We start from the raw sequence: 26,136 nt of genomic DNA on the forward strand, positions 1-26,136 counted from the left end.
CCCGCTGGCTCGTCGAGCGCGGCGTCGGCGCGGAATCCTTCGTGGCGCTGGGCATGCGCCGCTCGCTGGACCTGGTCGTCGGCATGTACGCCGTCGCCGTCACCGGCGCCGCCTACGTCCCGATCGACCCGGATCACCCGGCCGAGCGCACCGAGTACATCCTCGAGACCGCCGACCCGGTGACCGTGCTGACCTCCGGGGAGGACCTGCCGGTCGACACCGCGCAGGTGCGCATCGACAAGCTGGACCTGGCGAGCTACTCGGCCGCGCCGCTGACCGACGGGGATCGTCGTGCGCCGCTGCGGGATTCGAACACCGCGTACGTGATCTTCACGTCGGGTTCGACCGGTCGCCCGAAGGGTGTGGCGGTGCCGCACTCGGCGATCGTGAACCGCCTGGTGTGGATGCAGGCCGAGTACGGTCTGACTGCCGACGATGTCGTATTGCAGAAGACTCCGGCCACGTTCGACGTGTCGGTGTGGGAGTTCTTCTGGCCCTTGCAGATCGGCGCCAAGCTGGTCGTGGCCAAGCCCGAGGGCCACCGCGACCCGGCCTATCTCGCCGACCTCATCGCCCGCGAAGGCGTCACGGTCACCCACTTCGTGCCGTCCATGCTGGCGGTGTTCGTGGCGGAGGAGGCGGCCGCGCGGTGCAGCAGCCTGCGCATGGTCTTCGCCTCCGGTGAGGCGCTGTCGCCCAAGCCGTCGCACAAGCTGCGCGAGCTGACGGGGGCCGAGCTGCACAACCTGTACGGCCCCACCGAGGCCGCGGTCGACGTGACCTACCACCAGGTCGTGGACGCCGACGTGGACTCGGTGCCGATCGGCCGCCCGGTGTTCAACACCCAGGTGTACGTGCTGGATTCGCGGCTGCGGCCGGTTCCGGTCGGCGTCGCGGGCGAGCTGTACCTCGCCGGTGACCAGCTGGCCCGCGGCTACGTGGCGCGGCCGGACCTTTCCTCGGATCGCTTCGTGGCCAACCCCTTCGGGGATTCGCAGCGCATGTACCGCACCGGTGACCTCGTCACCTGGACCGCGGATGGGGAGCTGGAGTACATCGGCCGCACCGACTTCCAGGTGAAGCTGCGTGGTCTGCGCATCGAGCTCGGCGAGATCGAATCCGCGCTCACCGCACTGGATTCCATCGCGCAGTCGGTCGTCGTGGTGCGCAACGACCCGCACGCCGGTGACCAGCTGGTCGGCTACGTCATCGCCGCGGCGGGCCGCAGCGTGGACGTGGACGCGGTGCGCGCCGAGATCGGCGAGAGCGTGCCGTCCTACATGGTGCCGTCGATCCTGATGGTGCTCGACGAGTTCCCGCTCAACGCCTCCGGCAAGCTGGACCGCAAGGCGCTGCCCGCGCCGGTGTTCGAGGCCGCGGTGTTCCGCGCCCCCGTCACCCCGGTCGAGCAGATCGTGGCCGGTGTGTTCGCCGAGATCCTCGGCCTGGAGCGAGTCGGCCTCGATGACGACTTCTTCGCCCTCGGCGGCAACTCGCTCATCGCCACCCAGGTGGCGGCGCGCCTGTCCGCCGCGCTGGACACCCAGCTGGGTGTGCGTGAGATCTTCGAGTCCTCGACCGTCGCGGCACTGGCCGCCAAGGCCGAAACCCACTCCGGCTCCGGCACTCGCCTGGCGCTGGTCGCGCAGGAGCGGCCCGAGCGGCTGCCGCTGTCGCTGGCCCAGCAGCGCATGTGGTTCCTCAACCGGTTCGATCCCGAATCGGCCGTGGACAACATCCCGGCGGCCGTGCGCCTGTCCGGTCTGGTGGACCGCCAGGCCCTGCAGATCGCCGTCGCCGACGTGCTGGCGCGGCACGAGTCGCTGCGCACCCGCTACCCCGAGATCGACGGCCAGGCCTACCAGGAGATCGTCCCGACCAGCCAGGTCATCCCGGACCTGACCCCGGTCGAGGTCTCCGAAACCGCACTGCCGCAGGCGCTCTCGGAGCTGGTGCTGACCGGCTTCGACGTCACCGTGGACGTGCCGTTCCGGGCCCGCCTGTTCGAGGTCAGCCCCACCGAGCACGTGCTCGCGCTGGTGGTGCACCACATCTCGGCCGACGGTTTCTCCATGGGCCCGCTCACCCGGGACGTCATGACCGCCTACGGCGCGCGCGTCGAGGGCGGCGAACCCGGCTGGCAGGTGCTCGACGTCCAGTACGCCGACTACGCACTGTGGCAGCGCGAGGTGCTCGGTGACGAGCGCGACGCCGAATCGGTGATCTCCCAGCAGATCTCGTACTGGCGGGAGTCGCTGCGCGGGCTGCCCGACCAGCTGGAGCTGCCGTCCGACCGGCCGCGTCCGGCTGTGGCCTCGGGCCGCGGCGCCACCCACGTGTTCGACATCGACGCCGAAACCCACGGCGCGCTGGCCGAACTCGCCCGCACCCGCGGCACCACGCTGTTCATGGTCATGCACTCGGCGCTGGCCGTGCTGCTGTCGCGCCTGTCCGGCGAGTCCGACATCGCCATCGGCACCCCGGTCGCCGGTCGAGGCGAACGCGCCCTCGACGACCTCATCGGCATGTTCGTCAACACCCTGGTGCTGCGCACCGAGGTGGACGGCAGCGCCGGCTTCACCGAACTGCTGGACACGGTGCGCGGCACCGACATCCAGGCCTTCGGCCACGCCGATCTGCCGTTCGAGCGGCTGGTGGAGATCCTCAACCCGGCCCGCTCGCAGGCCCGGCACCCGCTGTTCCAGGTCATGCTGTCGTTCCAGAACACCGGCATCACCGAACTGGAGCTGCCCGGCCTGACCGTCAGCGCCGTCGAACTGCCGATCGACACCGCCAAGTTCGACCTGCAGCTGGTGCTCACCGAGAACGCCGCCGCCCCGCAGTCCGGCATCACCGCCGAACTCATCTACGCCACCGACCTGTTCGACGCGGCCACCATGGCGCGCTTCGCCGACCGGTTCGACCTGCTGCTGAAGGCCGTCACGGCCAAGCCGGAGCGGGCCGTGGGCGATATCGACCTGCTGGTCGGCGGCGAGCGCACCCGCGTGCTGCGCGACTGGAACCGCACCACCGCCGACGTCGTGTCCGTGGTCGCGGAGCTGACATCGGGCACCCTGTCGGCCGAGGACACCGCCGCGGGCGAGACCGTGCGCAGCGGCACCGGCGACGCGGGCGAGACGCTGGTCGCGCTGTTCGAGGCCCAGGCCGAGCGGACCCCCGCAGCGACCGCCGTCGCGTTCGAGGGAACAGCTCTGTCCTACGCCGAGTTCGGCGGACGCGTGCACCAGCTGGCCCGCAAGCTCGTCGAGGCCGGCGTCGGCCCGGAGAACATGGTGGCCCTGGGTATGCGCCGCTCGCTGGACCTGGTGGTCGCCATGTACGCGATCGTCGAGGCCGGTGGCGCGTACGTGCCGTTGGACCTGGACCAGCCCGCCGACCGCATCGACTACGTGCTCGAGACGGCCCGGCCGGTGTGCGTGCTCACCACCGAGCGCGACGGGTTCACCCACGCCACCGTGCCGACCCTCGCCGTGGACACCGCGGACCTGTCGGGCTACTCCGACGCCGCGCTGACCGACGCGGATCGCCGTGCGCCGCTGAATGCTTCGAACACCGCGTACGTGATCTTCACGTCGGGTTCGACCGGTCGCCCGAAGGGTGTGGCGGTGCCGCACTCGGCGATCGTGAACCGCCTGGTGTGGATGCAGGCCGAGTACGGTCTGACCACCGACGACGTGGTGCTGCAGAAGACTCCGGCGACCTTCGACGTGTCGGTGTGGGAGTTCTTCTGGCCCTTGCAGATCGGCGCGAAGCTGGTCGTGGCCAAGCCGGACGGACACCGCGACCCGGTGTACCTGGCGGAAACCATTGCCCGCCAAGGCGTCACGACCGCGCACTTCGTGCCGTCGATGATGGCCGTGTTCGTGGCCGAGCCCGCCGCCGCGCGGTGCACGGGCCTGCGTCTGGTGTTCGCCTCCGGTGAGGCGCTGCCCGCGACGACCGCCCAGCAGCTGCGCCGGGTCACCGGCGCGGCCCTGCACAACCTGTACGGCCCCACCGAGGCCGCGGTCGACGTCACCTACCACCAGGTCGTCGACGCCGACACCGAGACCGTGCCGATCGGCCGTCCGGTGTTCAACACCCAGGTGTACGTGCTGGATTCGCGCCTGCACCCGGTCGCCCCGGGCATGGCGGGTGAGCTCTATCTGGCCGGTGTGCAGCTGGCGCGCGGCTACGTGGCCCGCCCCGATCTGTCGGCGGACCGCTTCGTCGCCAACCCCTTCACCCCGGGCCGGCGCATGTACCGCACCGGTGACCTCGTCACCTGGACCGCGGACGGCGAGCTGGAGTACATCGGCCGCACCGACTTCCAGGTGAAGTTGCGCGGTCTGCGCATCGAGCTCGGCGAGATCGAGGCCGCGCTCACCGCGCACGACTCGGTCGCCCAGGCCGTGGTGGTGCTGCGCTCCGACGCCCGCACCGGCGACCAGCTGGTCGCCTATGTGGTCCCGGCCGACGCCGCGACCAGCGAGCCGATCGCGCTCGACGCCGACGCCATCGATGTGGAAGCCCTGCGCGCCCATCTGGGCGAGCAGCTGCCCTCCTACATGGTTCCGGCCGCTTTCGTGGCCCTGGGCGGGTTCCCGCTCAGCGCCAACGGCAAGCTGGACCGGCGCGCCCTGCCGGAGCCGGAGTTCGCCGCCCGCGAATTCCGCGCCGCCGCGACCCGGGCCGAGGAGATCGTGGCCGAGGTCTTCGCCGAGGTGCTCGGACTCGAGTCCCCGGTCGGCGCCGACGACGACTTCTTCGAACTCGGCGGCAACTCGCTGATCGCCACCCAGGTCGTCGCCCGCGTGGGCGCGGCCCTCGACACCCGGATCCCCGTCCGCGCCCTGTTCGACGCCCCGACCGTGGCCGCCCTCGCGGCGCGGGTCGAGGCGCAGGCGGGCACCGGCAGCCGCCGCGCCCTGGTGGCGCAGGCCCGTCCGGACGAGATCCCGCTGTCGCTGGCCCAGCAGCGCATGTGGTTCCTCAACCGCTTCGACACCGCCTCGGCCGTCAACAACATCCCGCTCGCGGTGCGCCTGACCGGCGACCTCGACACGGAGGCCCTGCTGGCCGCCGTCGGCGACGTGCTCACGCGGCACGAGGTGCTGCGGACCGTCTACCCGGAGAACGCCGAAGGCCGTGGCGTGCAGGTGATCCTGCCCCCCGGCCAGGTCGAGCGGAGCGCGACCGCGACCGAGGTGACCGAGGCCGACCTGCGCGAGCGCATCGCCGAACTGGTGCTCACCGGCTTCGACGTGACCGCCGCCGCCCCGGTGCGCGCCGAGCTGTTCCGGGTCTCGGATGCCGGGGTACCCACGCACGTCCTGGTTTTCGTGGTCCACCACATCTCCGGTGACGGCTGGTCGGTGCGCCCGCTGGCCCGCGACGTCATGCTCGCCTACGCCGCGCGCGCCAATGGCGAAGCGCCGCAGTGGGCTCCGCTGCCCGTCCAGTACGCCGACTTCGCGCTCTGGCAGCGCGAGACCCTCGGCTCCGAGGACGACGCCGACTCGCTGATCTCGCAGCAGGTGGCCTACTGGAGCAACGACCTGGCGGGCCTGCCCGACCAGATCGACCTGCCCTCCGACCGGCCGCGCCCGGCCGTGGCCTCCAATGCCGGTGGCGTGCACGAGTTCGCCATCGACGCCGAGCTGCTGGCCGGACTCGAGGGCCTGGCCCGCCAGCACGGCGCCTCGCTGTTCATGGTCGTGCACGCGGCCTTCGCGGCCCTGCTGGCGCGCCTGTCCGGCGGCGACGACATCGCCATCGGCACCGCGGTCGCGGGCCGTGGCGAGCAGGTGCTCGACGACGCCATCGGCATGTTCGTCAACACCCTGGTGCTGCGCACCGGCGTCGACTCGGGGGAGAAGTTCACCGAGCTGCTGGCCCGCACCAAGGACAGCGACCTGGCCGCCTTCGGCCACGCCGACCTGCCGTTCGAGCGGCTGGTGGAGATCCTCAACCCGGCTCGCTCGCAGGCCCGGCACCCGCTGTTCCAGGTCATGCTGTCGTTCCAGAACACCGGCGAGGCCACCTTCGCCCTGCCGGGCCTGGAAGTGGCGGGCGTGCCGCTGGACGTGGTCACCGCCAAGTTCGACCTGCACCTCAACCTGACCGAGCGCGCCGACGGAAACGGCATGACCGCCGAATTCGCCTACGCCACCGACATGTTCGACGCGGGCACCATCGCGGGCTTCGGTGAGCGCCTGGTGCGCCTGCTGTCCGCCGTGGTCGCCGAGCCGACCGCGCTGGTCGGCGACATCGAACTGCTCGACGCCGCCGAGCGCCGCCAGGTGCTGCGGTCCTGGAACGCCACCGAGTACGACGTCAAGCGCGTCGCGCTGGGCGGCAAGAAGAAGATCGACACCGAGGTCACCCTCGCGTCGATGTTCGAGGACCAGGCCAAGCGGACGCCGAACCTCACCGCGCTGGTGTTCGAGGGGACGAGTCTGTCCTACGGCGAGTTCGCGGCCCGTGCCCACCAGCTGGCCCGCCACCTCATCGCCGAGGGCGTCGGACCGGATTCCTATGTGGCCCTGGGCATGCGCCGCTCCTTCGAGCTGCTGGTCGGCATGTACGCGGTCACCCTCGCCGGTGGCGCCTACGTGCCGCTGGACCCGGACCACCCGGCCGAGCGCAACCAGTACGTGCTCGACACCGCGCAGCCGGTGTGCGTGCTCAGCACCGCGCGTGACGAGTTCGGAACCACCACGCGCACACTGCTGATCGATGAGCTGGACGTGTCCGGCTACTCGGACGGTCCGATCACCGACACCGACCGCATCGCCCCGCTGCGCGGCGACGACGTCGCGTACGTGATCTTCACGTCGGGTTCGACCGGTCGCCCGAAGGGTGTGGCCGTGAGCCACACCGCCATCATCAACCGACTGGTCTGGATGCAGACCGAGTACGGCCTGTTCGACGACGACGTGGTGCTGCAGAAGACCCCGTCCACCTTCGACGTGTCGGTGTGGGAGTTCTTCTGGCCCTTGCAGATCGGCGCCTCGCTGGTCATCGCCAAGCCGGACGGCCACCGCGATCCCGGCTACCTGGCCGACCTGATCATCGCCACCGGTGTCACCACCGCGCACTTCGTGCCGTCGATGATGTCGGTGTTCGTGGCCGAGGAGAAGGCCGCCGAATGCACCTCGCTGCACCAGGTGTTCGCCTCCGGTGAGGCGCTGCCCGCGCCGACCGCGCAGAAGCTGCGCGAGCTGACCGGGGCCCGTCTGCACAACCTGTACGGCCCGACCGAGGCGGCCGTCGACGTCACCTACCACGAGGTGGACGACGCCGACACGCTGTCGGTGCCGATCGGCGCGCCGGTCTTCAACACCCGGGTGTACGTGCTGGATTCGCGTCTGCACCCGGTCGCCCCGGGTGTCGCGGGTGAGCTGTACCTCGCGGGCGTCCAGCTGGCGCGCGGCTACGTCGCCCGCCCGGAGCTGACCGCCGACCGCTTCGTCGCGGACCCGTTCCACGACGGCGAGCGCATGTACCGCACCGGCGACCTGGTGAAGTGGACCGGCCGTGGCGAACTGGAGTACCTGGGCCGCACCGACTTCCAGGTGAAGCTGCGCGGTCTGCGCATCGAGCTCGGCGAGATCGAGGCCGCGCTCACCGCCATCGACTCCATCGCGCAGTCGGTGGTCGTGGTCCGTGCCGACGACCGCCTCGGCGAGCAGCTGGTCGGCTACGTCATCCCCACCACCGGGCACACCGTCGACCTCGACGCCGTGCGCGCCGAGCTCCAGGACGGCCTGCCCGGATACATGGTCCCGGCCGCCTTCGTGGTGCTGGACGCCTTCCCGCTCAACGCCTCCGGCAAGCTGGATCGCAAGCAGCTGCCCGCGCCGGTGTTCGAGGCCAAGGTCTTCCGCGCGCCGTCCACCCCGATCGAGGAGATCGTGGCGGGCACCTTCTCCGACGTCCTGGGCGTCGGACGGGTCGGCGTCGACGACGACTTCTTCGAACTCGGCGGCAACTCGCTGATCGCCACCCAGGTCACCGCCCGCCTCGGCGCGGCCCTGGACACCCAGCTCGCGGTGCGCGATCTGTTCGAGGCATCCACTGTCGCGGCGCTGGCCGCCCGCGTGGAGCGCAATGCCGGTTCCGGCCGGCGCCCGAGCCTGGTCGCCGGCGAGCGGCCCGCGCACCTGCCGTTGTCCCCGGCGCAGCAGCGCTACTGGTTCCTCAACCAGTTCGACACCACCACCTCGGCGGTCGACAACATTCCGCTGGCGGTCCGCTTCACCGGCGCGCTCGATCTGTACGCCATGAAGCAGGCCATCGGCGATGTGATCGCCCGCCACGAGGTGCTGCGCACGGTGTACCCGCGTACCGCCGAGGGGCCGCACCAGGTGGTGCTGTCCGCCTCGCAGACCGACCTGACGCTGGTGCCGGAGGACGTGACCGAGGCCGACCTGCTCGGCAAGATCATCGAATTCGCCATGACCACCTTCGACGTCACCGTCGAGGTGCCGTTGGCGGTCAAGATGTTCCGGATCACCGACAGTGCGACCACCCAGCACGTGCTGGCGTTCACCGTCCACCACGTCTCCGCCGACGGCTCCTCCATGGGCCCGATGGCGCGCGACATCATGGCCGCCTACGTGGCCCGGGTGAACGGCGACGTCCCGCAGTGGGCGCCGCTGCCGGTGCAATACGCCGACTACGCGCTGTGGCAGCGCGAGGTGCTCGGCCGCGAGGACGACGCCGAATCGCTGGCCGCCCAGCAGGTCTCGTACTGGACCCGCGCGCTGGCCGGGCTGCCGGACCAGCTGGAGCTGCCCACCGACCGGCCGCGTCCGCCGGCGCAGTCGTTCCACGGCAAGGCGCTGCGCTTCGACATCGACGCCGAACGCCACGCCAAGCTGCACGAACTGGCCCGCGCCAACAACGCCTCGCTGTTCATGGTCGTGCACGCCGCCCTCGCGGTGCTGCTCGCCCGCCTGTCGGGCACCGACGACATCGCGGTCGGCACCCCGATCGCGGGCCGTGGTGAACGCGAACTCGACGACCTGATCGGCATGTTCGTGAACACCCTGGTGTTCCGCACCCAGGTCGACGGCAACGCGAGCTTCGCCGACCTGCTCTCCGAGGTCCGCGAACGCGACCTGGAGGCCTTCGCCAACGCCGACGTGCCGTTCGAGCGCCTCGTCGAGGTGCTCAACCCGGTCCGCTCCACCGCGCGCAACCCGCTGTTCCAGGTGGGCCTCTCGTTCCAGAACCTGGCCGAGACCGCCTTCGAACTGCCGGGCCTGCACGTGGCCGCCGTCGAGTTCGAGTCGCAGCTGGCCAAGACCGACCTGCACGTCACGCTGTACGACCGCTACACCGAGGACGGCACCCCGGCCGAGATCCTCACCGAATTCGGTTACGCCGTCGACCTGTTCGACGAAACGACCGTGCGGGCGTTCGCCGACCGGTTCGTGCGGGTGCTGGACGCCATCCTGGCCGACACCACGGTGGCGGTCGGCGACATCGACCTGCTCGACGAGGACGAGAACACCCGGATCCTGCGCCGGTGGAACAACACCGCGCAGGACATCGACGCGGTCATGGATGGCGGCTCCGAGGCCACCCTGGTCTCGCTGCTCGACCGCTCGGTGGCCGAGGACCCGAAGTCCGTGGCCATCGTCGCCGACTCCGCGGACGGCGTGGAGAACCTGACCTACGCCGAGCTCGACGCGCGGGTGAACCAGCTCGCCCGTGAGCTCATCGCGCGTGGCATCGGCACCGAAGACCGTGTGGCCCTGGCCATTCGCCGGTCCACCGATCTCGTCGTCGCGATGTACGCGGTGGCCAAGGCCGGTGCGGCGTACGTCCCGATCGATCCGGATCAGCCCGCCGAGCGCGTCGGCTACATCCTGGAGACGGCCGCGCCGAAGGCCGTACTGACCACGGCCGCGGTCGGTTTCGACACCGAACTGGCCGAGGTGCTGCGCATCGACGAGCTGGACCTGAGCGTCCACTCGGCCAAGCCGGTCACCGACGCCGACCGGGTGCGGGTGCTGACCGCCGCCAACACGGCGTACGTCATCTTCACCTCCGGTTCCACCGGCCGCCCCAAGGGTGTGGCGCTGCCGCACGGCGCGGTCGTGAACCAGTTGCTCTGGAAGGTCACCGAATTCGGCCTCGACCCGGCCGACGCGGTGCTGCTCAAGACCGCCGCCACCTTCGACCTCTCGGTCTGGGAGTTCTGGTCCGCCGCGGCCTGCGGTGGCCGCCTGGTCATCGCCGCGCCCGACGGGCACAAGGATCCGGCCTACCTCAACGAGCTCATGGCGCGGGAGTGGGTGACCACCCTGCACGTGGTGCCGTCCATGCTGGACGCGTTGCTCACCGACGGGCTGCCGGACTCGCTGTGGCGCATCCTGGCCATCGGTGAGGCGCTGCCCGGACCGCTGGCGCAGCGCGTGCTGCGGGAGCGTCCGCGCACCGAGCTGTTCAACCTGTACGGCCCGACCGAGGCCGCGGTGTCCATCACCAACCACCGGGTCACCGAACGCGACGAGCTGTCGGTGTCCATCGGATCGCCCGAATGGAACTCCCAGGTGTTCGTGCTGGATTCGCGTCTGCGGCCGGTGCCGGTCGGCGTGTCCGGCGAGCTGTACCTGGCCGGCGCCCAGCTGGCGCGCGGCTACTTCGGCCGCCCCGACCTCACCTCCGACCGCTTCGTGGCGAACCCGTTCGCCGACAACGGTTCCCGCATGTACCGCACCGGTGACCTGGTGGCCTGGCAGGCGAACGGCGAACTCGAGTACCGGGGCCGCACCGACTTCCAGGTGAAGATCCGCGGCTTCCGCATCGAGCTCGGCGATATCGAATCCGCGCTGCTGCGCCTGGATTCCATCGCGTCGGCCGCCGTGGTCGCGCACACCGACCCGGTGCTGGGCGACCGCCTGGTGGCCTACGTGGTCGGCGCCGACGGCGATCCGGACAAGCAGGCGCTGCAGTCGGCGCTGGCCGCCGAACTGCCGTCGTACATGATCCCGTCGGTCTTCATGCCGCTGAACGCGTTGCCGCTCAACGCCAACGGCAAGCTGGACCGCAAGGAACTGCCGGAGCCCACCTTCGAGAAGGCGGTCTTCCGCGCCCCCGTCAGCCCGATCGAGCAGATCGTGGCGGGCGTGTTCGCGGAGGTGCTGCGCGTCGAATCCGGTCGCATCGGCCTGGACGACGACTTCTTCCAGTGGGGCGGCAACTCGCTGCTGGCCACCCAGGTCGCCGCGCGCCTCGGCGAGGCGCTCAACACCCGGGTGCCGGTGCGACTGCTGTTCGAGGCGTCCACCGTGGCCGCGCTCGCGGCCCGCGTGGAACGCGACGCCGGGGCCGGTGGCCGCAAGGCGCTGACCGCCGCACCGCGACCGGAGAACATCCCGCTGTCGCTGGCCCAGCAGCGCATGTGGTTCCTCAACCGCTTCGACACCGCCTCGGCGGCCTACAACGTGCCGGTCGCGGTGCGCCTGTCCGGCGCGCTCGACGAGGACGCGCTGCGGTCGGCCATCGCGGATGTGGTTGCCCGCCACGAGATCCTGCGCACCATCTACCCGCAGACCGAGCAGGGCCCGGTGCAGGTCATCCTGCCGCCGGCGCAGGCCGTGCCCGAGCTCGAGGTGCGCACCGTGACCGCCGACGAGGTCGTCGGCGCGGTGGTCGAGCTGACCTCCACCAGCTTCGACGTCACCGTCGAGGTGCCGATCAAGGTGGCGCTGTTCAAGATCGAGGGCGAGACCCCGGCGCCGGCTCCGGTCGAGTCGGAAGCCGCGGCGCACGCGGCGGCCTACACCTTCGACTTCGCCGACATCGCCCCCACCGGTCAGTTCCAGATCGTGGACCCGGATGCCGCGGCTCCGGCGGAATATGTACTGGCACTGGTCATCCACCACATCTCCGGTGACGGCTCCTCGGTGGCGCCGCTGACCCGCGACCTGATGACCGCCTACGCGGCGCGTTCGCTCGGGCAGGAGCCGGGCTGGAGCCCGCTCGCGGTGCAGTACGCGGACTACTCCATCTGGCAGCGCGAACTGCTCGGTGACGAGAACGACGCGGACTCGCTGGCCGCCAAGCAGGTCGCCTACTGGCAGCAGGCGCTGGCCGGGCTGCCCGACCAGCTGGACCTCCCGGCCGACCGGCCGCGTCCGGCGGTGCAGTCCTTCGCCGGTGGCAAGATCGACATCCGCATCGACGCCGAATTGCACTCGGGGCTGGTCGATCTGGCCCGTGCCGAGGGCGCGACGCTGTTCATGGTCGTGCACACCGCGCTCGCCGTGCTGCTCGCGCGGCTGTCGGGCTCGGGCGACATCGCCATCGGCACGCCGATGGCCGGTCGTGGCGAGGCCGTCCTCGACGACCTGATCGGTATGTTCGTCAACACGCTGGTGTTCCGCACCGAGGTCGACGGCGGCGAACCGTTCAATGCTCTGCTGGCACGTCAGCGCGAGACCGACATCCAGGCCTACGCCAATGCGGACGTGCCGTTCGAGCGTCTCGTCGAGGTGCTCAACCCGGCCCGTTCGACCGCGCGGCACCCGCTGTTCCAGGTGGGTCTGTCCTTCCAGAACCTGACCCGCTCCACCCTGGAACTCCCGGGCCTGAGCGTGTCCGGCCTGGACGTGGATACCGAGCTGTCGCAGTTCGACCTGCACCTGATCGTCTCCGACCTGTACGGCGACGACGGCGCGGCCGACGGCATCACCGGCATCCTGACCTACGCGACGGACATCTTCGACCGGGAGACCGTGGTCGGCTTCGCCGATCGCTTCGTGGCCCTGCTGCGCGAGATCGTGTCCGCGCCGCGGACCGTGGTCGGCGAGATCGAGATCCTGGCCGCCGCCGAGCGGACCGAGATCCTGGACCGCCGCAATGACACCGCGCACCAGGTGGATTCGACCGCCACGCTGGCGTCGATGCTGACCGCGACGGTGGCCGCCAAGCCGACCGCCATCGCCCTCATCGGCCCCGACGGCGAGACGCTGACCTACGCCGAACTCGGCGCGCGGGTCAACGGCCTGGCCCGCCACCTGATCTCGATCGGTGTCGGCCCGGAGGCGCGGGTCGCGCTGGCGCTGCGGCGCTCGGTCGACCTGGTGGTCGCCATGTACGCGGTCTCGGTCGCCGGTGGCGCGTACGTGCCGGTCGACCCCGACCAGCCCGCCGAGCGGACCGGGTACATCCTGGAAACCGCCGCGCCGGTGTGCGTACTGACCAACGCCGCGGCCGAGTTCTCGACCGAGGTCGCGCCGCTGGTGCGAATGGACCAACTCGCGCCGGCCGCGAAGCTCGGCCCGATCACCGACGCCGACCGGGTCGCCCCGTTGCGTCCGGACCACACCGCCTACGTCATCTTCACGTCCGGTTCCACCGGCCGCCCGAAGGGCGTGGCGCTGCCGCACGCGGCCATCGCCAACCAGTTGCAGTGGAAGAGCGCGGAATTCGAGCTCGGCCCGGACGACGCGGTGCTGCTCAAGACCGCCGCCACCTTCGACCTCTCGGTCTGGGAGTTCTGGTCGGCCGCCGTCACCGGTGGCCGCCTGGTGATCGCCGCGGCCGACGGCCACCGCGATCCGGCGTACCTGAACGAGCTGATGGCGCGCGAGCGGGTCACCACCCTGCACGTGGTTCCGTCCATGCTCGACGCGCTGCTCACCGCGGGCGACGGCGTCATGAATGACGCGCTGCGCCGGGTGCTGGCCATCGGTGAGGCGCTGCCCGCCGCCGTGGCGCAGCGCTTCCGCGCCTTGAACCGGCAAAGTCGACTGTTCAACCTGTACGGCCCGACCGAGGCCGCGGTGTCCATCACCAGCCACCAGGTCACCGACGCCGACAAGGGCTCGGTGTCGATCGGTGCGCCGGAATGGAACTCGCGGGTCTACGTGCTCGACGCGCGCCTGAACCCGGTGCCCGACGGCGTGTCCGGTGAGCTCTACCTCGCCGGCACCCAGCTGGCCCGCGGCTACTTCGCGCGACCGGACCTGACCGCGGATCGCTTCGTGGCCAACCCGTTCGCCGTCGGCGAGCGCATGTACCGCACCGGTGACCTCGTCGCCTGGTCGGACAATGGCGAGCTGGAGTACCGGGGCCGCACCGACTTCCAGGTGAAGATCCGCGGCTTCCGTATCGAGCTCGGCGAGATCGAGGCCGCGCTGCTGGCGCTGCCCGAGATCGCGCAGACCGCGGTGCTGGCCAAGCAGGACGCCAAGACCGGTGACCGCCTGGTCGCCTATCTGGTGCCGTCCGGCTCGGGTGTGGATGTGCCGCTGGTGAAGTCGGCGCTGTCGGCGGGTCTGCCGTCGTACATGGTGCCGTCGGCCTTCGTGGTGCTCGACGCCCTGCCGCTCAATGTGAACGGCAAGCTGGACCGGAAGGCGTTGCCGGAGCCCGAGTTCGAGACCACCGCCTTCCGCGCGCCGTCCACCCCGATCGAGGAGATCGTGGCGGGCGTCATCGCCGAGGTGCTCGGTGTCGAACGCGTCGGCGCGGACGACGACTTCTTCGCCCTCGGCGGCAACTCGCTGCTCGCCACCCAGGTCGCCGCGCGCATCGGCGCGGCCCTGGACGCGCGGGTGCCGGTGCGCGCCGTGTTCGAGGCGTCGACCGTCGCCGGGCTGGCCGCCAAGGTCGAGCAGCACGCCGGAGCGGGAGATCGCAAGGCGCTCACCGCCGGACCGCGACCGGAGACCGTGCCGCTGTCGCTGGCGCAGCAGCGCATGTGGTTCCTCAACCAGTTCGACACCGCGTCGGCCGCGTACAACGTGCCCGTCGCCGTGCGCCTCACCGGCGCGCTGGAGGTGGACGCGCTGCGCGAGGCCGTGTCCGACGTGATCGGCCGCCACGAGACGCTGCGCACCATCTACCCGCAGGTGGACGGCGCCGCCGCCCAGGTGATCGTGACCGCGGCGCAGGCCATGCCGGATCTGCGGCCGGTCACCGTCACGGCCGAATCGGTGACCGAGCGCATCGCCGCTCTCGTCACCACCGGCTTCGACGTGACCACCGAAGTTCCGTTGCACGCCAAACTGTTCCGGGTGGAGGACGCCACCGCGGCCACGGGCGGCACCGCCGCCGAGGCCGAGCATGTGCTCGTCTTCGTCACGCACCACATCGCCGCCGACGGCTGGTCCATGGGCCCGCTCACCCGCGACGTCATGGTGGCCTACGCCGCCCGCGCCGCCGGCGTGCAGCCCGGCTGGGCCCCGCTGCCGGTGCAGTACGCGGACTTCTCGATCTGGCAGCGCGAGGTGCTGGGCTCCGAGGACGACGCGACCAGCCTGATCTCGGCCCAGGCCGAATTCTGGCGCACCGCGCTGGCGGACCTGCCCGACGAGCTGAACCTGCCCTCGGATCGCCCGCGCCCCACCGCGCAGACCTTCCGCGGCGGCCGGGTGCTGTTCCCGATCTCCAACGACCTGCACCGCGGCCTGCAGCAGATCGCGCGCACCAACAACGCGACCATGTTCATGGTCGTGCACACCGCGCTCGCGGTGTTCCTGGCGCGCCTGTCCGGCACCACCGACATCGCCATCGGCGCGCCCATCGCGGGCCGTGGCGAAGCCGAGCTGGACGATCTGATCGGCATGTTCGTCAACACCCTGGTGCTGCGCACCGAGGTGAGCGGCCAGACCGGCTTCACCGAGCTGCTCGCCGCGAACAAGGACAGCGACCTGGCGGCGTTCGCGCACGCCGACATTCCGTTCGAGCGGCTCGTCGAGCTGCTCAACCCGGAACGCTCCACCGCGCGGCACCCGCTGTTCCAGGTGGCGCTGTCGTTCGAGAACCTGCCCGGCGGCTCCTTCGAGCTGCCCGGGCTGAAGGCCGCCGCGGTCGACTTCGAGAACGAGATCGCCAAGTTCGACCTCATGCTCACCCTGACCGAGGCCCCGGCCGACGCGGACGCGGGCATGTACGCCGAATTCGGTTACGCCCGTGACCTGTTCGACCAGGAGACCGTCGAGGGCTTCGCGGCGCGGTTCGTCCGGCTGCTCACCGAGATCGTCTCCGCACCCCGCCGGGCCGTCGGCGATCTGGAGATCCTGGCCGCCGATGAGCGGGCGGAGCTGATCACCCGCACCGGCGGACCGGCCATCGCGCCGCGCACGCTGCCCGAGCTGCTGGCCGACGCCGTCGCCAACAACCCGGTCGGCGAGGCCGTCGCCTTCGACGGCCAGGCCCTCGGCTACGCCGAACTCGACGCGGCCTCCTCGCGTCTGGCGCGAGTGCTCATCGAGCGCGGCGCCGGACCGGAAACCCGTGTCGCCGTGGCCATCCGGCGCTCCTTCGAATCGGTGCTGGCCATCTGGGCCGTCGCCAAGTCGGGTGCGGCGTTCGTGCCGGTCGATCCGTCCTACCCGGCGGACCGCATCGCGCACATGGTGAACGACTCCGGCGCGGTGCTGGGTCTGACCATCGACGCCGAACTCGAGGGGCTGCCGCCGGTCGCCAGCCTGGCGGGCTGGATCTCGCTCGACGATCCGATGGTGCACGCCGAGATCGCCTCGCACTCGGCCGAACCCGTCACCGACGCCGAGCGGTGGGGCGTGGTCCGGCCCGAGCACGTCGCGTACGTGATCTACACCTCCGGCACCACGGGCATGCCCAAGGGCGTCGTGGTGACGCACGCCGGTCTGGCCAACTTCGCCACCGAGCAGATCGTGCGCTACCACCTCGACTCCGGTTCGCGCGCACTGCACTTCGCGTCGCCGTCGTTCGACGCGTCGGTACTGGAGTACCTGCTCGCCATCGGCGCGGGCGGCACCCTCGTGGTGGTTCCGCCGGGCGTCTACGGCGGCGAGGAACTCGCCGAGGTGATCAAGCGCGAGCGGGCCACGCACGCGTTCATCACCCCGGCCGCGCTCGCCACCCTCGACCCGAAGGGGCTGGACTCGCTGCGGGTGCTGGTCGCCGGTGGTGAGGCCGTCCCGGCCGATCTGGTCGAGAAGTGGGCGGTGCCCATCGGTGAAGGGGCGCAGCAGAACCGCGCGATCCGTGCGTTCCACAACGGTTACGGCCCCACCGAGACCACGATCATGACCAACATCAGCGACGCGCTGCTGCCGGGCGATCTGGTCACCATCGGCGGCCCGATCCGCGGCATGCAGGCGCTGATCCTGGACTCGCGTCTGCGGCCGGTGCCGGTGGGCGTCGCGGGTGAGCTGTACCTGTCGGGTATCCAGCTCTCACGCGGCTACCATGACCGCCCGGGCCTGAGCGCCGAGCGGTTCGTCGCCAACCCGTTCGTGGCGGGCGAGCGCATGTACCGCTCCGGTGACGTGGTCCGCTGGACCCCGGACGGCCTGGTGGAGTACGTGGGCCGCAACGACTTCCAGGTGAAGGTCCGCGGTTTCCGTATCGAGCTCGGTGAGATCGACGCGGCGCTGGCCTCGCACGAGACGGTCGACTTCGCGGTCACCGTGGGCCACAAGACCGAGGCGGGGGCCACCATCCTGGCGGCCTACGTGCTCCCGGTCGCGGGCCGCAGCATCGACATTCCGGCGCTGACCGAGCACGTCTCGGGCCGCCTGCCGGAATACATGGTGCCGACCGCCATCACCGTCCTCGACGCCATCCCGCTGACCCCGGTCGGCAAGCTGGATCGCCGGGCGCTGCCCGAGCCGGTGTTCACCGCGCGCGACTTCCGCGCTCCGGTCACCGAACTCGAGGCCACGCTCGCCGAGGTCTTCGCCGACGTGCTCGGCGTCGAACAGGTGGGCGCGGACGATTCGTTCTTCGCCCTCGGCGGTGACTCGATCCTGTCCATCCAGCTGGTCTCGCGGGCCAAGGCGCGCGGCATCAAGTTCTCGCCGCGTGACGTGTTCGAGCAACGGACCGTGGCCGGACTGGCCGAGGTGGCCACGCTGGGCGACGACACCGCGCAGGAGAAGCTGGCCGAACTGCCCGGCGGCGGAGTCGGCGACATCCCGCTGACGCCGATCATGCACGCGATCCTGTCGAGCGGTTCGTCCTACGACCGGTTCTCGCAGACCATGCCGCTGCGTCTGCCGGACGGCATCACGCGACCGGTGCTCGTCGGGGCCATCTCGGCCCTGTTCGACCACCACGACGTGCTGCGTTCGCGTCTGCGCGGGAACGCTTCGGAGGGCTTCGAATTCGAGGCGCTGCCGAAGGGCGCCATCGACATCGACGCGCTCGTGCACCGGGTCGAGCTGGCCGCGGACATCTCCGACGAGGAGCTGACCCGGGTCGGCAGCGTCGAATTCGACGCCGCCCTGGGCCGACTGGATCCGGCGAACGCCGCCATGGTGCAGTTCGTCTGGTTCGCCTTCGCCCCCGAGGGTTCCGACGAGGCTCGCGTCCGCCGCGACGTGCTGCTCATCGTCGCGCACCACATGGTGGTGGACGGCGTCTCCTGGCGCATCCTGATCCCGGACCTGGGTCTGGCCTGGTCGCAGGTGGCCTTCGAGCAGCCGATCGCGCTGCCCGAGACCGGTACCTCGCTGCGCCGCTGGGCGCACGCCCTGGTCGAGGAATCGCGCAGCGAGGCGCGAGTCGCGGAACTGCCGTTCTGGCAGCGGGTCACCGAGACCCCGGACCCGCAGCTGGGTTCGCGGGCCTTCGACCCGAAGGTCGACACCTTCGACACCGTCGAACGGATCGAGGTCAGCGTCCCGGCCGAGGTCACCGACGCCGTGCTCACCGCCGTCCCGGGCCTGTACCGCGGCGGCGTGAACGACGGCCTGCTCTCGGCGTTGGCCATGGCGGTCGCGCGCTGGCGCGGGGAGACCACCGGCGGCTCGGCGCTGATCAAGCTCGAGGGCCACGGTCGTGAAGAGGAGATCGTTCCGGGCGCGGATCTCTCGCGCACGGTCGGCTGGTTCACCGCGGCCTTCCCGGTCCGCCTGGACCTGAACGGCGCGAACCTCGACGAGGCGTTCGCGGGCGGAAACGCCCTGGGCGACATCGTGAAATCGGTCAAGGAACAGCTGCTCGCCATGCCCGACAAGGGTCTGGGCTGGGGTCTGCTGCGGCACCTCAACCCCGACACCGCCCCGCAGCTGCGGGACGTCGGCCAGATCAGCTTCAACTACCTGGGCCGCATGTCCGCGGGCGAAGCGCCCGAGGGCATGGCCGAGATCGGCTGGGTGCCGGTCGACGACCTGGGCCGCCTCGACGGCGACATGGACGCCGACATGCCCGCCAACGCCACCCTCGACATCAACGCCATCGTCACCGACGGCGAGGACGGCCCGCAGCTGGGCGCGGCCTTCTCCTACCCGCGCGGCCTCCTGGAGCGCGAGCGGGTGCAGGAGTTCGCCGACCTGTTCGTGGCGGCGCTGACCGCGCTGGCCGAACACGCGAATCGGCCTGAGGCGGGCGGTCTCACGCCGTCCGACCTGCCGCTGGTCCGGGTCGCGCAGTCCGACATCGAAGTCTGGGAACGGAACTACCCGGCCCTGGGCGACGTGTGGCCGCTCTCGCCGCTGCAGTCCGGTCTGCTGTTCCACGCGCTGCTCACCCAGAACACGGTGGACGTCTACACCATTCAGACCGTGCTCGACCTGAGCGGTGTGGTGGACGTGGACCGTCTGAAGGTGGCCGCGCAGGCCATCCTCGACCGGTACCCGAGCCTGCGGACCGCGTTCGTCACCGACGCCGACGGTCAGGCCCACCAGGTCGTGCTGGATCGCGTGGAAGCCCCGTTCCATGTCATCGACCTGACGGATCTGCCCGAGGCCGAACGCAATCCGCGCATGCGGGAGATGATCGAGGCCGATCGCGCCGATCACTTCGATCTGTCCGCGGCGCCGCTCATGCGGTTCAACGTGTTCCGGATCAGCGACGACCTGGTGCACCTGGTCATCACCACCCACCACATCCTGGTGGACGGCTGGTCCATGCCGCTGCTGATGCAGGACCTGCTGGTGCTGTACGCGGTGCGCGGCGACGCGTCGGTGCTGCCGCGGGTGCCGTCGTTCCGCAACTACCTGGCCTGGCTGGCCGGACGGAACCGGGACGAGTCGATCGAGGCGTGGAAGCGCGCCCTGGCCGGGGTCAGCGAGCCCACCCAGCTCGCGCCGGCCGCGACCCGCGACGAGAACTACGAGATCGGCCGCTACACCGTCGACATCGACGCCGAACGCACCCGCGCGCTCACCAAGCGCGCCGGGGAACTGAACGTCACGCTGAACACGCTGATCCAGACCTCCTGGGCGGTGCTGATCGGGCGCCTCACCGGGCGCAGCGACGTGGTGTTCGGCGCCACCGTCTCCGGCCGCCCCGGCGACCTGCCGGGCGTGGAAGCCATGGTGGGTCTGTTCATCAACACGGTGCCGGTGCGCATCCGGGTCGACGACCGCCTGACCATCGGCGGGCTGCTGCAGCGCGTCCAGAGCGATCAGGCCGACCTGCTCGAGCACCACCACATCGGGCTCACCGAGATCCTGCAATTGGCCGGCGCCGGAGCGGAATTCGACACCATGATGGCGTTCGAGTCCTACCCGGTGGACAAGGACGCGATCGCGGCCGCCAGCTCCATCGACGGCATGTCGGTCAGTGGTGTCGGTATCAACGACAACACCCACTACCCGATGAGCCTGGTCATCATGGCGGGCGAGACCATCGACATCTCCATGCGCTACCTGGGCAGCCGGTTCACCGCCGACGAGGTCGTCATCCTCGCCGCGCGCTTCAACCGGATCCTGGACGCGCTGGTCGGCGATGCCGACGGCCTGGTCGGCGACATCGACATCCTCGATGCCGGCGAGCGCGCCCGAATCCTCGCCGAAAGCGCCGTCACCCCGGCCGATTCCGCGGCCGACGCGGGGCGGGTGGGCACGGCGACCGTGGCCAACGTGCTGGCCGAGGTCGTCGAGGAGGATCCGCAGGCGCCCGCCCTGCTGTCCGGCGGCGAGGAGATCGCGTACCACGTCCTGGACCGCCGCAGCTCCCAGCTGGCGCGTCTGCTCATCGAACGCGGCGCGGGCCCCGGCGACATCGTCGCCGTCGCCCTCCCGCACTCGGTCGACGCGGTCGTGGCGGTCTGGGCCATCCAGAAGGCCGGTGCCGCGGCACTGTTCGCCGACACCCTCTCCTTCGGCGACATCCTCGCCGCCGGAGCCGGTTTCGGCATCGCCCTGGAACCCGCCGCCAGCTCGGTCCGCTGGCTGGTCCCCTCGGACCCCAAGGTCCAGGCCGACCTGACCGCCCGCCCGGCGCATCCGGTCTCCTACACCGACCGAGTCCGCCCGCTGTCCGAAACCGACCCGGCCTTCATCTACCGCGACGCCGACAACTGGGCCACCCTCACCCAGTCCGAGGCCCTCGACCGCGCGGCCACCCTGCGCGCCGACCACGAGATCGACTACGAATCGACCACCTACACCACCGCCTCCACCGGCACCGCGGCCATCGACGAGTTCCTGTCGTCGTCGACCGCGGGCGCGCTCTCCGTCCTCCCCACCGGCGACATCCCCGCCGACCTGGAGGACGGCGAGGTGACCCACTGGTTCACCACCGAGGCAGACCCGGCGGGCGACGCGGGCGACGAAATCCGCGTCATCCCCAGCTAGCGGCAACTCGCCGGTGACGAACGAACAAATGTTCGTCACCGGCGAGTCGTCTGCTGAACCGAGCTAGCCTCGACCCCGTCGGCGGTGGGTTCGGACTTCAGCTGCGAACTGGTGCGGCGCGCAGCCGCGGGGTCCGAGGTCGTCATGCAGCGGCCCTTCGAAATCGCTTTGGACACAGCGAGACTGTTGCCCTGGCCGCGGTCAGGGGCAGGTTCGTTGCGCCGTGAGAGCCGCTCGCGATAACTCGTTGAACAGCGAGTTCGGACGTATCGTGGGCACAGCGCCGTGGGGGCGCGCGCGAAGGAGGGGCTTGTGACGAGCAATGGCCAGTTGGCGCTGGAGCTGAGCGGGCTGTACAGGAGATTCGGTGGGCCCTGGGTGGTCGAGGGGGTGAGCCTGGCGGTGCCGCCCGGGTCGTTCTTCGGGCTGGTGGGACCCAATGGGGCGGGGAAGACGACCACGCTGTCGATGGCGGTGGGGTTGTTGCGGCCGGACCAGGGGCTGGCGCGGATCTTCGGGCACGATGTCTGGGCCGATCCGGTGGCCGCGAAGGCGGTGGTCGGGGTGCTGCCGGACGGGATGGCCTTGCCGGAGCGGCTGACCGGGCGCGAGCTGTTGAATTTCACGGGATTGCTGCGCGGGATGGACAAGGCGACCGTGGTCGGGCGGGCGGACGAGCTGCTCCACGTGCTCGAGCTCGACGGCGCGGAAAACACTGTGGTCGTTGACTATTCGGCCGGTATGCGCAAAAAGATCGGGCTCGCCACGGCGCTGCTGCACGCGCCGAAACTGCTGGTGCTGGACGAGCCGTTCGAAGCCGTGGACCCCGTCTCGGCGGGAACCATCCGGACGATCCTGCAACGGTTCGTGGCCGCCGGGGGATCGGTGGTCCTGTCCAGTCACGTGATGGCTCTGGTGGAATCGATCTGCGATCGGGTGGCCGTGATCAACCGGGGCCGCGTGGTCGCGGGCGGCACCCTCGCCGAGGTCCGTGGCGACGGAACCCTGGAGGAGGCGTTCGTACGGCTCGTCGGCGGGCGGGTCGGCGGCGAGGAGGGGCTGTCGTGGTTGGCGTCCTGATCCGGATGCGGCTGCGCATCATCGGACGCAGCCTGCACGAGAGCCGGTCGGCGCTGAACTTCGTGCTGGGCATCGTCTTCGGACTGGCGGTCGCCCTGTTCACCGCGGTGCTCATCGCGAAGGGGCACGAGAGCGTGCACGGGGGTGTGACGATCGCCGCCGCGTTGTTCGGGGCCTGGACCCTGGGCTGGATCTGCGGGCCGGTCATCACCGGAACCAGCGACGAAACCCTGCAACCCGAGCAGTTCCGGTTGCTGCCCTTGACGACTCGGGAACTCGCTTACGGACTCGGGGCCGCCGCGTTCGTGGGACCCGCGCCCATCGTCAACCTCATCGCCTTCGCCGGGCTGGTCCTGCTGGGCGCTCAGATCGGCTGGGCCGCAGCCGGAATCGCGGCGCTCGGCGCGATCCTGCAACTCGTGTTCGTGGTGCTGCTGGCCCGTGTGGTGGTGGCCTGGCTGGGCGCGGCCATGCGCTCCCGGCGCGGCAAGGACCTGGGCGTGCTGTTCGCGGCGCTCATCGGGTTGGCGTACTACCCGCTCAACCTGCTCATCACCACGGCCGGGCCGAAACTCGACGGCGACCGCGGCGGCCTGTCCATCCTGCTGCGCTCGGTCCCGTCGGGCTGGGCCCCGTACGCCGTCGAGGCCGCATCCCGCGGCGACTACCTGCTCGCGCTGCTGGCGCTGCTCGGTCTGGCCCTGCTGTCGCTGGTGCTGTGGCAGTCGTGGGCGGTGCTGCTGGAGCGCCGGCTCACCACCCCGCCCGCGCCGGAGGCCCAGATGGTCGACACCGGCGGCGGCCTGCTCGACCGCTTCCTGCCCACCACTCCGGTCGGCGCGGTGGTCGCCAAGGAACTGCGCACCTGGTGGCGGGACGGCCGCCGGCGCGCGGCCCTGATCCCGCTGCTGATCATCGGTTTCGTGCTGCCGATCTTCCTGTCGGTGCGCAACGGCGGTAGCGGGACCATCGCGTTCTCGGGCGCTTTCGTGGTGTGGCTGGCCACCATGTCCAGTACCAACCTGTACGGATTCGACGGCACGGCGGTCTGGCAAACGCTGGTGACGCCGGGCGCGGCCCGGGCGGACGTCCGCGGCCGGGCCTACGCCTGGGCGCTGCTGGTCGGGCCGGTCTCCGTGATCTCCACGCTCGTCCTCCCCGGCGCGCTCGGGCTGGCCCACCTGTATCCGTGGGCGCTGTCCACGTTGCCAGTGCTGTTCGGTGTGGGTGTGGGCGCCGTCGTGTACCTGTCCACGCACGCGGCCTTCGCGCTGCCGCCGCAGCGCGGAAATCCGTTCGCGGGCACCGGGAACCCCGGCTGCATGAAGATGCTCATGCAGTTGGCGGTGGGCGTGGTGCAGGTGCTGGCCGCCGCTCCCGCCCTGGCCATTCTGGGAATCGGTGCCTACCTGCACAATTCGCTCGTGCAGTGGGCCGCCGTGCCGGTCGGAGTGCTGCTCGGCGTACTCGCCGCGCTGCTCGGAATCCGTTGGGCCACCACCCGATTGGAGGAGCGCGGCCCCGAACTGCTGGCCGAGGTGAAGCCGCGCTGACCGCGGCTACTCGCCCCGCCGCCGATCATCGGCCCGGAATCGGGTAGCGCACTACTGCCGACTTCCCGGGCCGATCCGGCGACGCTGGTCCCACTGCTCGAAACATTGGGAGACAGCGACAGTGGATCAGATCCTGTATTGGAACGCGGTGGCGCTGGAGTCGGACCGCATGGCGCACACCGACACCGGCAGTTCCCGTGCCCTGGCCTTAGTACACCTGGCCATGCACGATGCCATCTTCAGTATTTTCGGTGCACCGCACGGCACCTGGCTGACAGCGCCACCCGTGGCGGCCCCGGGCGCCGTGCCCGACGCCGCCATCGCGGTCGCGGCCCACACCATCCTGTCGGCGCTCTACCCGGAGCGGATCGCGCGGTTCGACAAGGCCCTGCGGGAAGCGGGACTACACGGACCGGGCACCCGCCGGGGCGGCCACCAGGGGCAGGCCGTCGCGCACGCCGTCCTGAACACCCGCGCGGGCGATCCGGCCGACCCGGAACCGGCCTGCGACACAACGCATGGCGATTCCTCCGCCGCCCCGACCCGCTTCTGCAATCTGATGACCCGCGAGATCGCCATCGTCCAGGGCAATGACGTGGAACAGAACGCCCGCCTGTTCGCCCTGGTCAACGCCGCCCTCGCGGGAACCGCGATCCGGTGCGGGGACGACGACGCCGCCTTCGTGGGCGCGACCTTCCGGACCATCATCGGCTACTACGCCGCCGCCGACGGTCCCGAAACCCTCACCGACGACCTGTGGGCCGCCGGACCGCGCGTGCGCTGAAGAAACGAAGCCCCGCCCCCAGGAAGGGGCGGGGATGTCACAGTATCCTGGCGGCTCCTTCCCGACCGTACCTAGACGTTGGACTCTGGTCTCAGATGCACCAGACCACACTGCCCAGGGGGAAGCAGAGAGCAAGTGATCCATCGACAGGAGTAGCCGAGGCCGATGTCGAAATCGCAGGTGCTGTCGCAACGGGGCTGGCCGAAGCCGCCGGAGCTGCGATAGCGCCTAGCGACAAGGCAATAGCGGTTGCGGCCGCGAACTTGATCATTTTGCTGGACATGTTTGTTCCTTGGGGTGATCGAGTGGCGAACTCGGTGACATCAGACAGTGGTCTCACTGCTGTCGTCCGCTTTCGCCGCCCTCGGGTGCAGCCCATGACCCGCTTTGTTCCGACCCCGACCAGTTGTCATGGTCCTGCATGACGAGCGATCGCTACGCGATGAAATTGCCGAACCAGACCCGCTACGGATCGGCCCGGCGCCAGGCACTGCCACGACCACGTCGACCTGGCGGCTCCGGTACGCATGCTCAGACCGAAGCCACATCCCTTTCCATGCGTTCGGAAAAGGACGATAATTCAGGTTAGCCGTGATCGGCCAGGGTCCGGTAGGGGCACGGTCTTCATTCGTAGGTTCAGCGTTGCCTCCACCGCCGCGAGTCGGCCGGTGCTCTTGCCACGATGTTGATTGGGTGGCTGAGGAGACGGAAGCATGCCCGCTCTGGTTGACCTCGCCGTGGGGATCGCACCCATCGCCGGTGGATTGGCTCTCGGTGCGGCGGCGGGATATCTGAAGGGCCCGGACGTCCGCAAGACGATCAACCAGGATATGGAACTGCTGGACCGCCTACCGCCGGGGGAGACGGAGCGGCGAGCCGAACTCCAACGAGCCATCGATAATCGCATCGACGACCTGGTCGCGACCGTCGACCGATACCGGCCGCTGCGCAGAGCCGCCGCCTCCTATCGCGGCAGCTTGCGCGACATCCTGCTGTTCATCTCCGCGATTCTGTTCACGACGGTCTGGTGGAGCGTCGATCATGACAAGAGCAGCTGGCTACCGATGTTCGTTGTCCTCATTGTGATCTCAGTGTGGGCGACCGCCTACGTGTTCAGCGGTCTGCGCAGAGTCCTACTCAATTTCCGCCCAAGGAAGGGCTGATCGACTGCGCGGCCGCCGGG

At 70.4% G+C, this 26,136-nt stretch carries 5 protein-coding genes (1 of these 5 only partly in view); all 5 read left to right on the forward strand.

The genetic code is table 11. From position 1 onward, the window contains the following. Nucleotides 1-21,536: the end of a non-ribosomal peptide synthase/polyketide synthase gene (locus ABZ382_RS21235; protein WP_357091243.1), read on the forward strand. 22,528 nt of this gene lie to the left of the window's left edge; the window shows 21,536 of its 44,064 coding nt (coding positions 22,529-44,064); its start codon lies off the left edge, out of view; it ends in the stop codon at nucleotides 21,534-21,536. Between the two features lie 330 nt (nucleotides 21,537-21,866). Next, on the forward strand, nucleotides 21,867-22,616 hold the full coding sequence (locus tag ABZ382_RS21240; protein ID WP_357091369.1) for an ABC transporter ATP-binding protein: 750 nt from the start codon (nucleotides 21,867-21,869) through the stop codon (nucleotides 22,614-22,616). Continuing rightward, a complete protein-coding gene (locus ABZ382_RS21245) occupies nucleotides 22,601-24,169 on the forward strand; it encodes a hypothetical protein (protein ID WP_357091245.1) in 1,569 nt (522 codons plus the stop codon). Before ABZ382_RS21240 ends, ABZ382_RS21245 begins: the two co-directional genes overlap by 16 nt. 121 nt (nucleotides 24,170-24,290) lie before the next feature. Beyond that, nucleotides 24,291-24,953, forward strand: coding sequence for a hypothetical protein (locus ABZ382_RS21250; protein WP_357091247.1), 663 nt, complete (start codon nucleotides 24,291-24,293; stop codon nucleotides 24,951-24,953). 713 nt (nucleotides 24,954-25,666) lie between these two features. Then, nucleotides 25,667-26,116 carry a hypothetical protein gene (locus tag ABZ382_RS21255; protein ID WP_357091249.1) on the forward strand — a complete coding sequence of 150 codons (450 nt, stop codon included), beginning with the start codon at nucleotides 25,667-25,669 and terminating at the stop codon, nucleotides 26,114-26,116. Nucleotides 26,117-26,136: the final 20 nt, after the last annotated feature.

This window comes from Nocardia sp. NPDC005825 (assembly GCF_040630175.1).
Taxonomy (GTDB): Bacteria; Actinomycetota; Actinomycetes; order Mycobacteriales; family Mycobacteriaceae; genus Nocardia.

Excerpts from the sequence above, each read along its gene's own strand:
- ABZ382_RS21255 (WP_357091249.1), top strand. The coding sequence starts at position 25,667 with ATGCCCGCTCTGGTTGACCTCGCCGTGGGGATCGCACCCATCGCCGGT.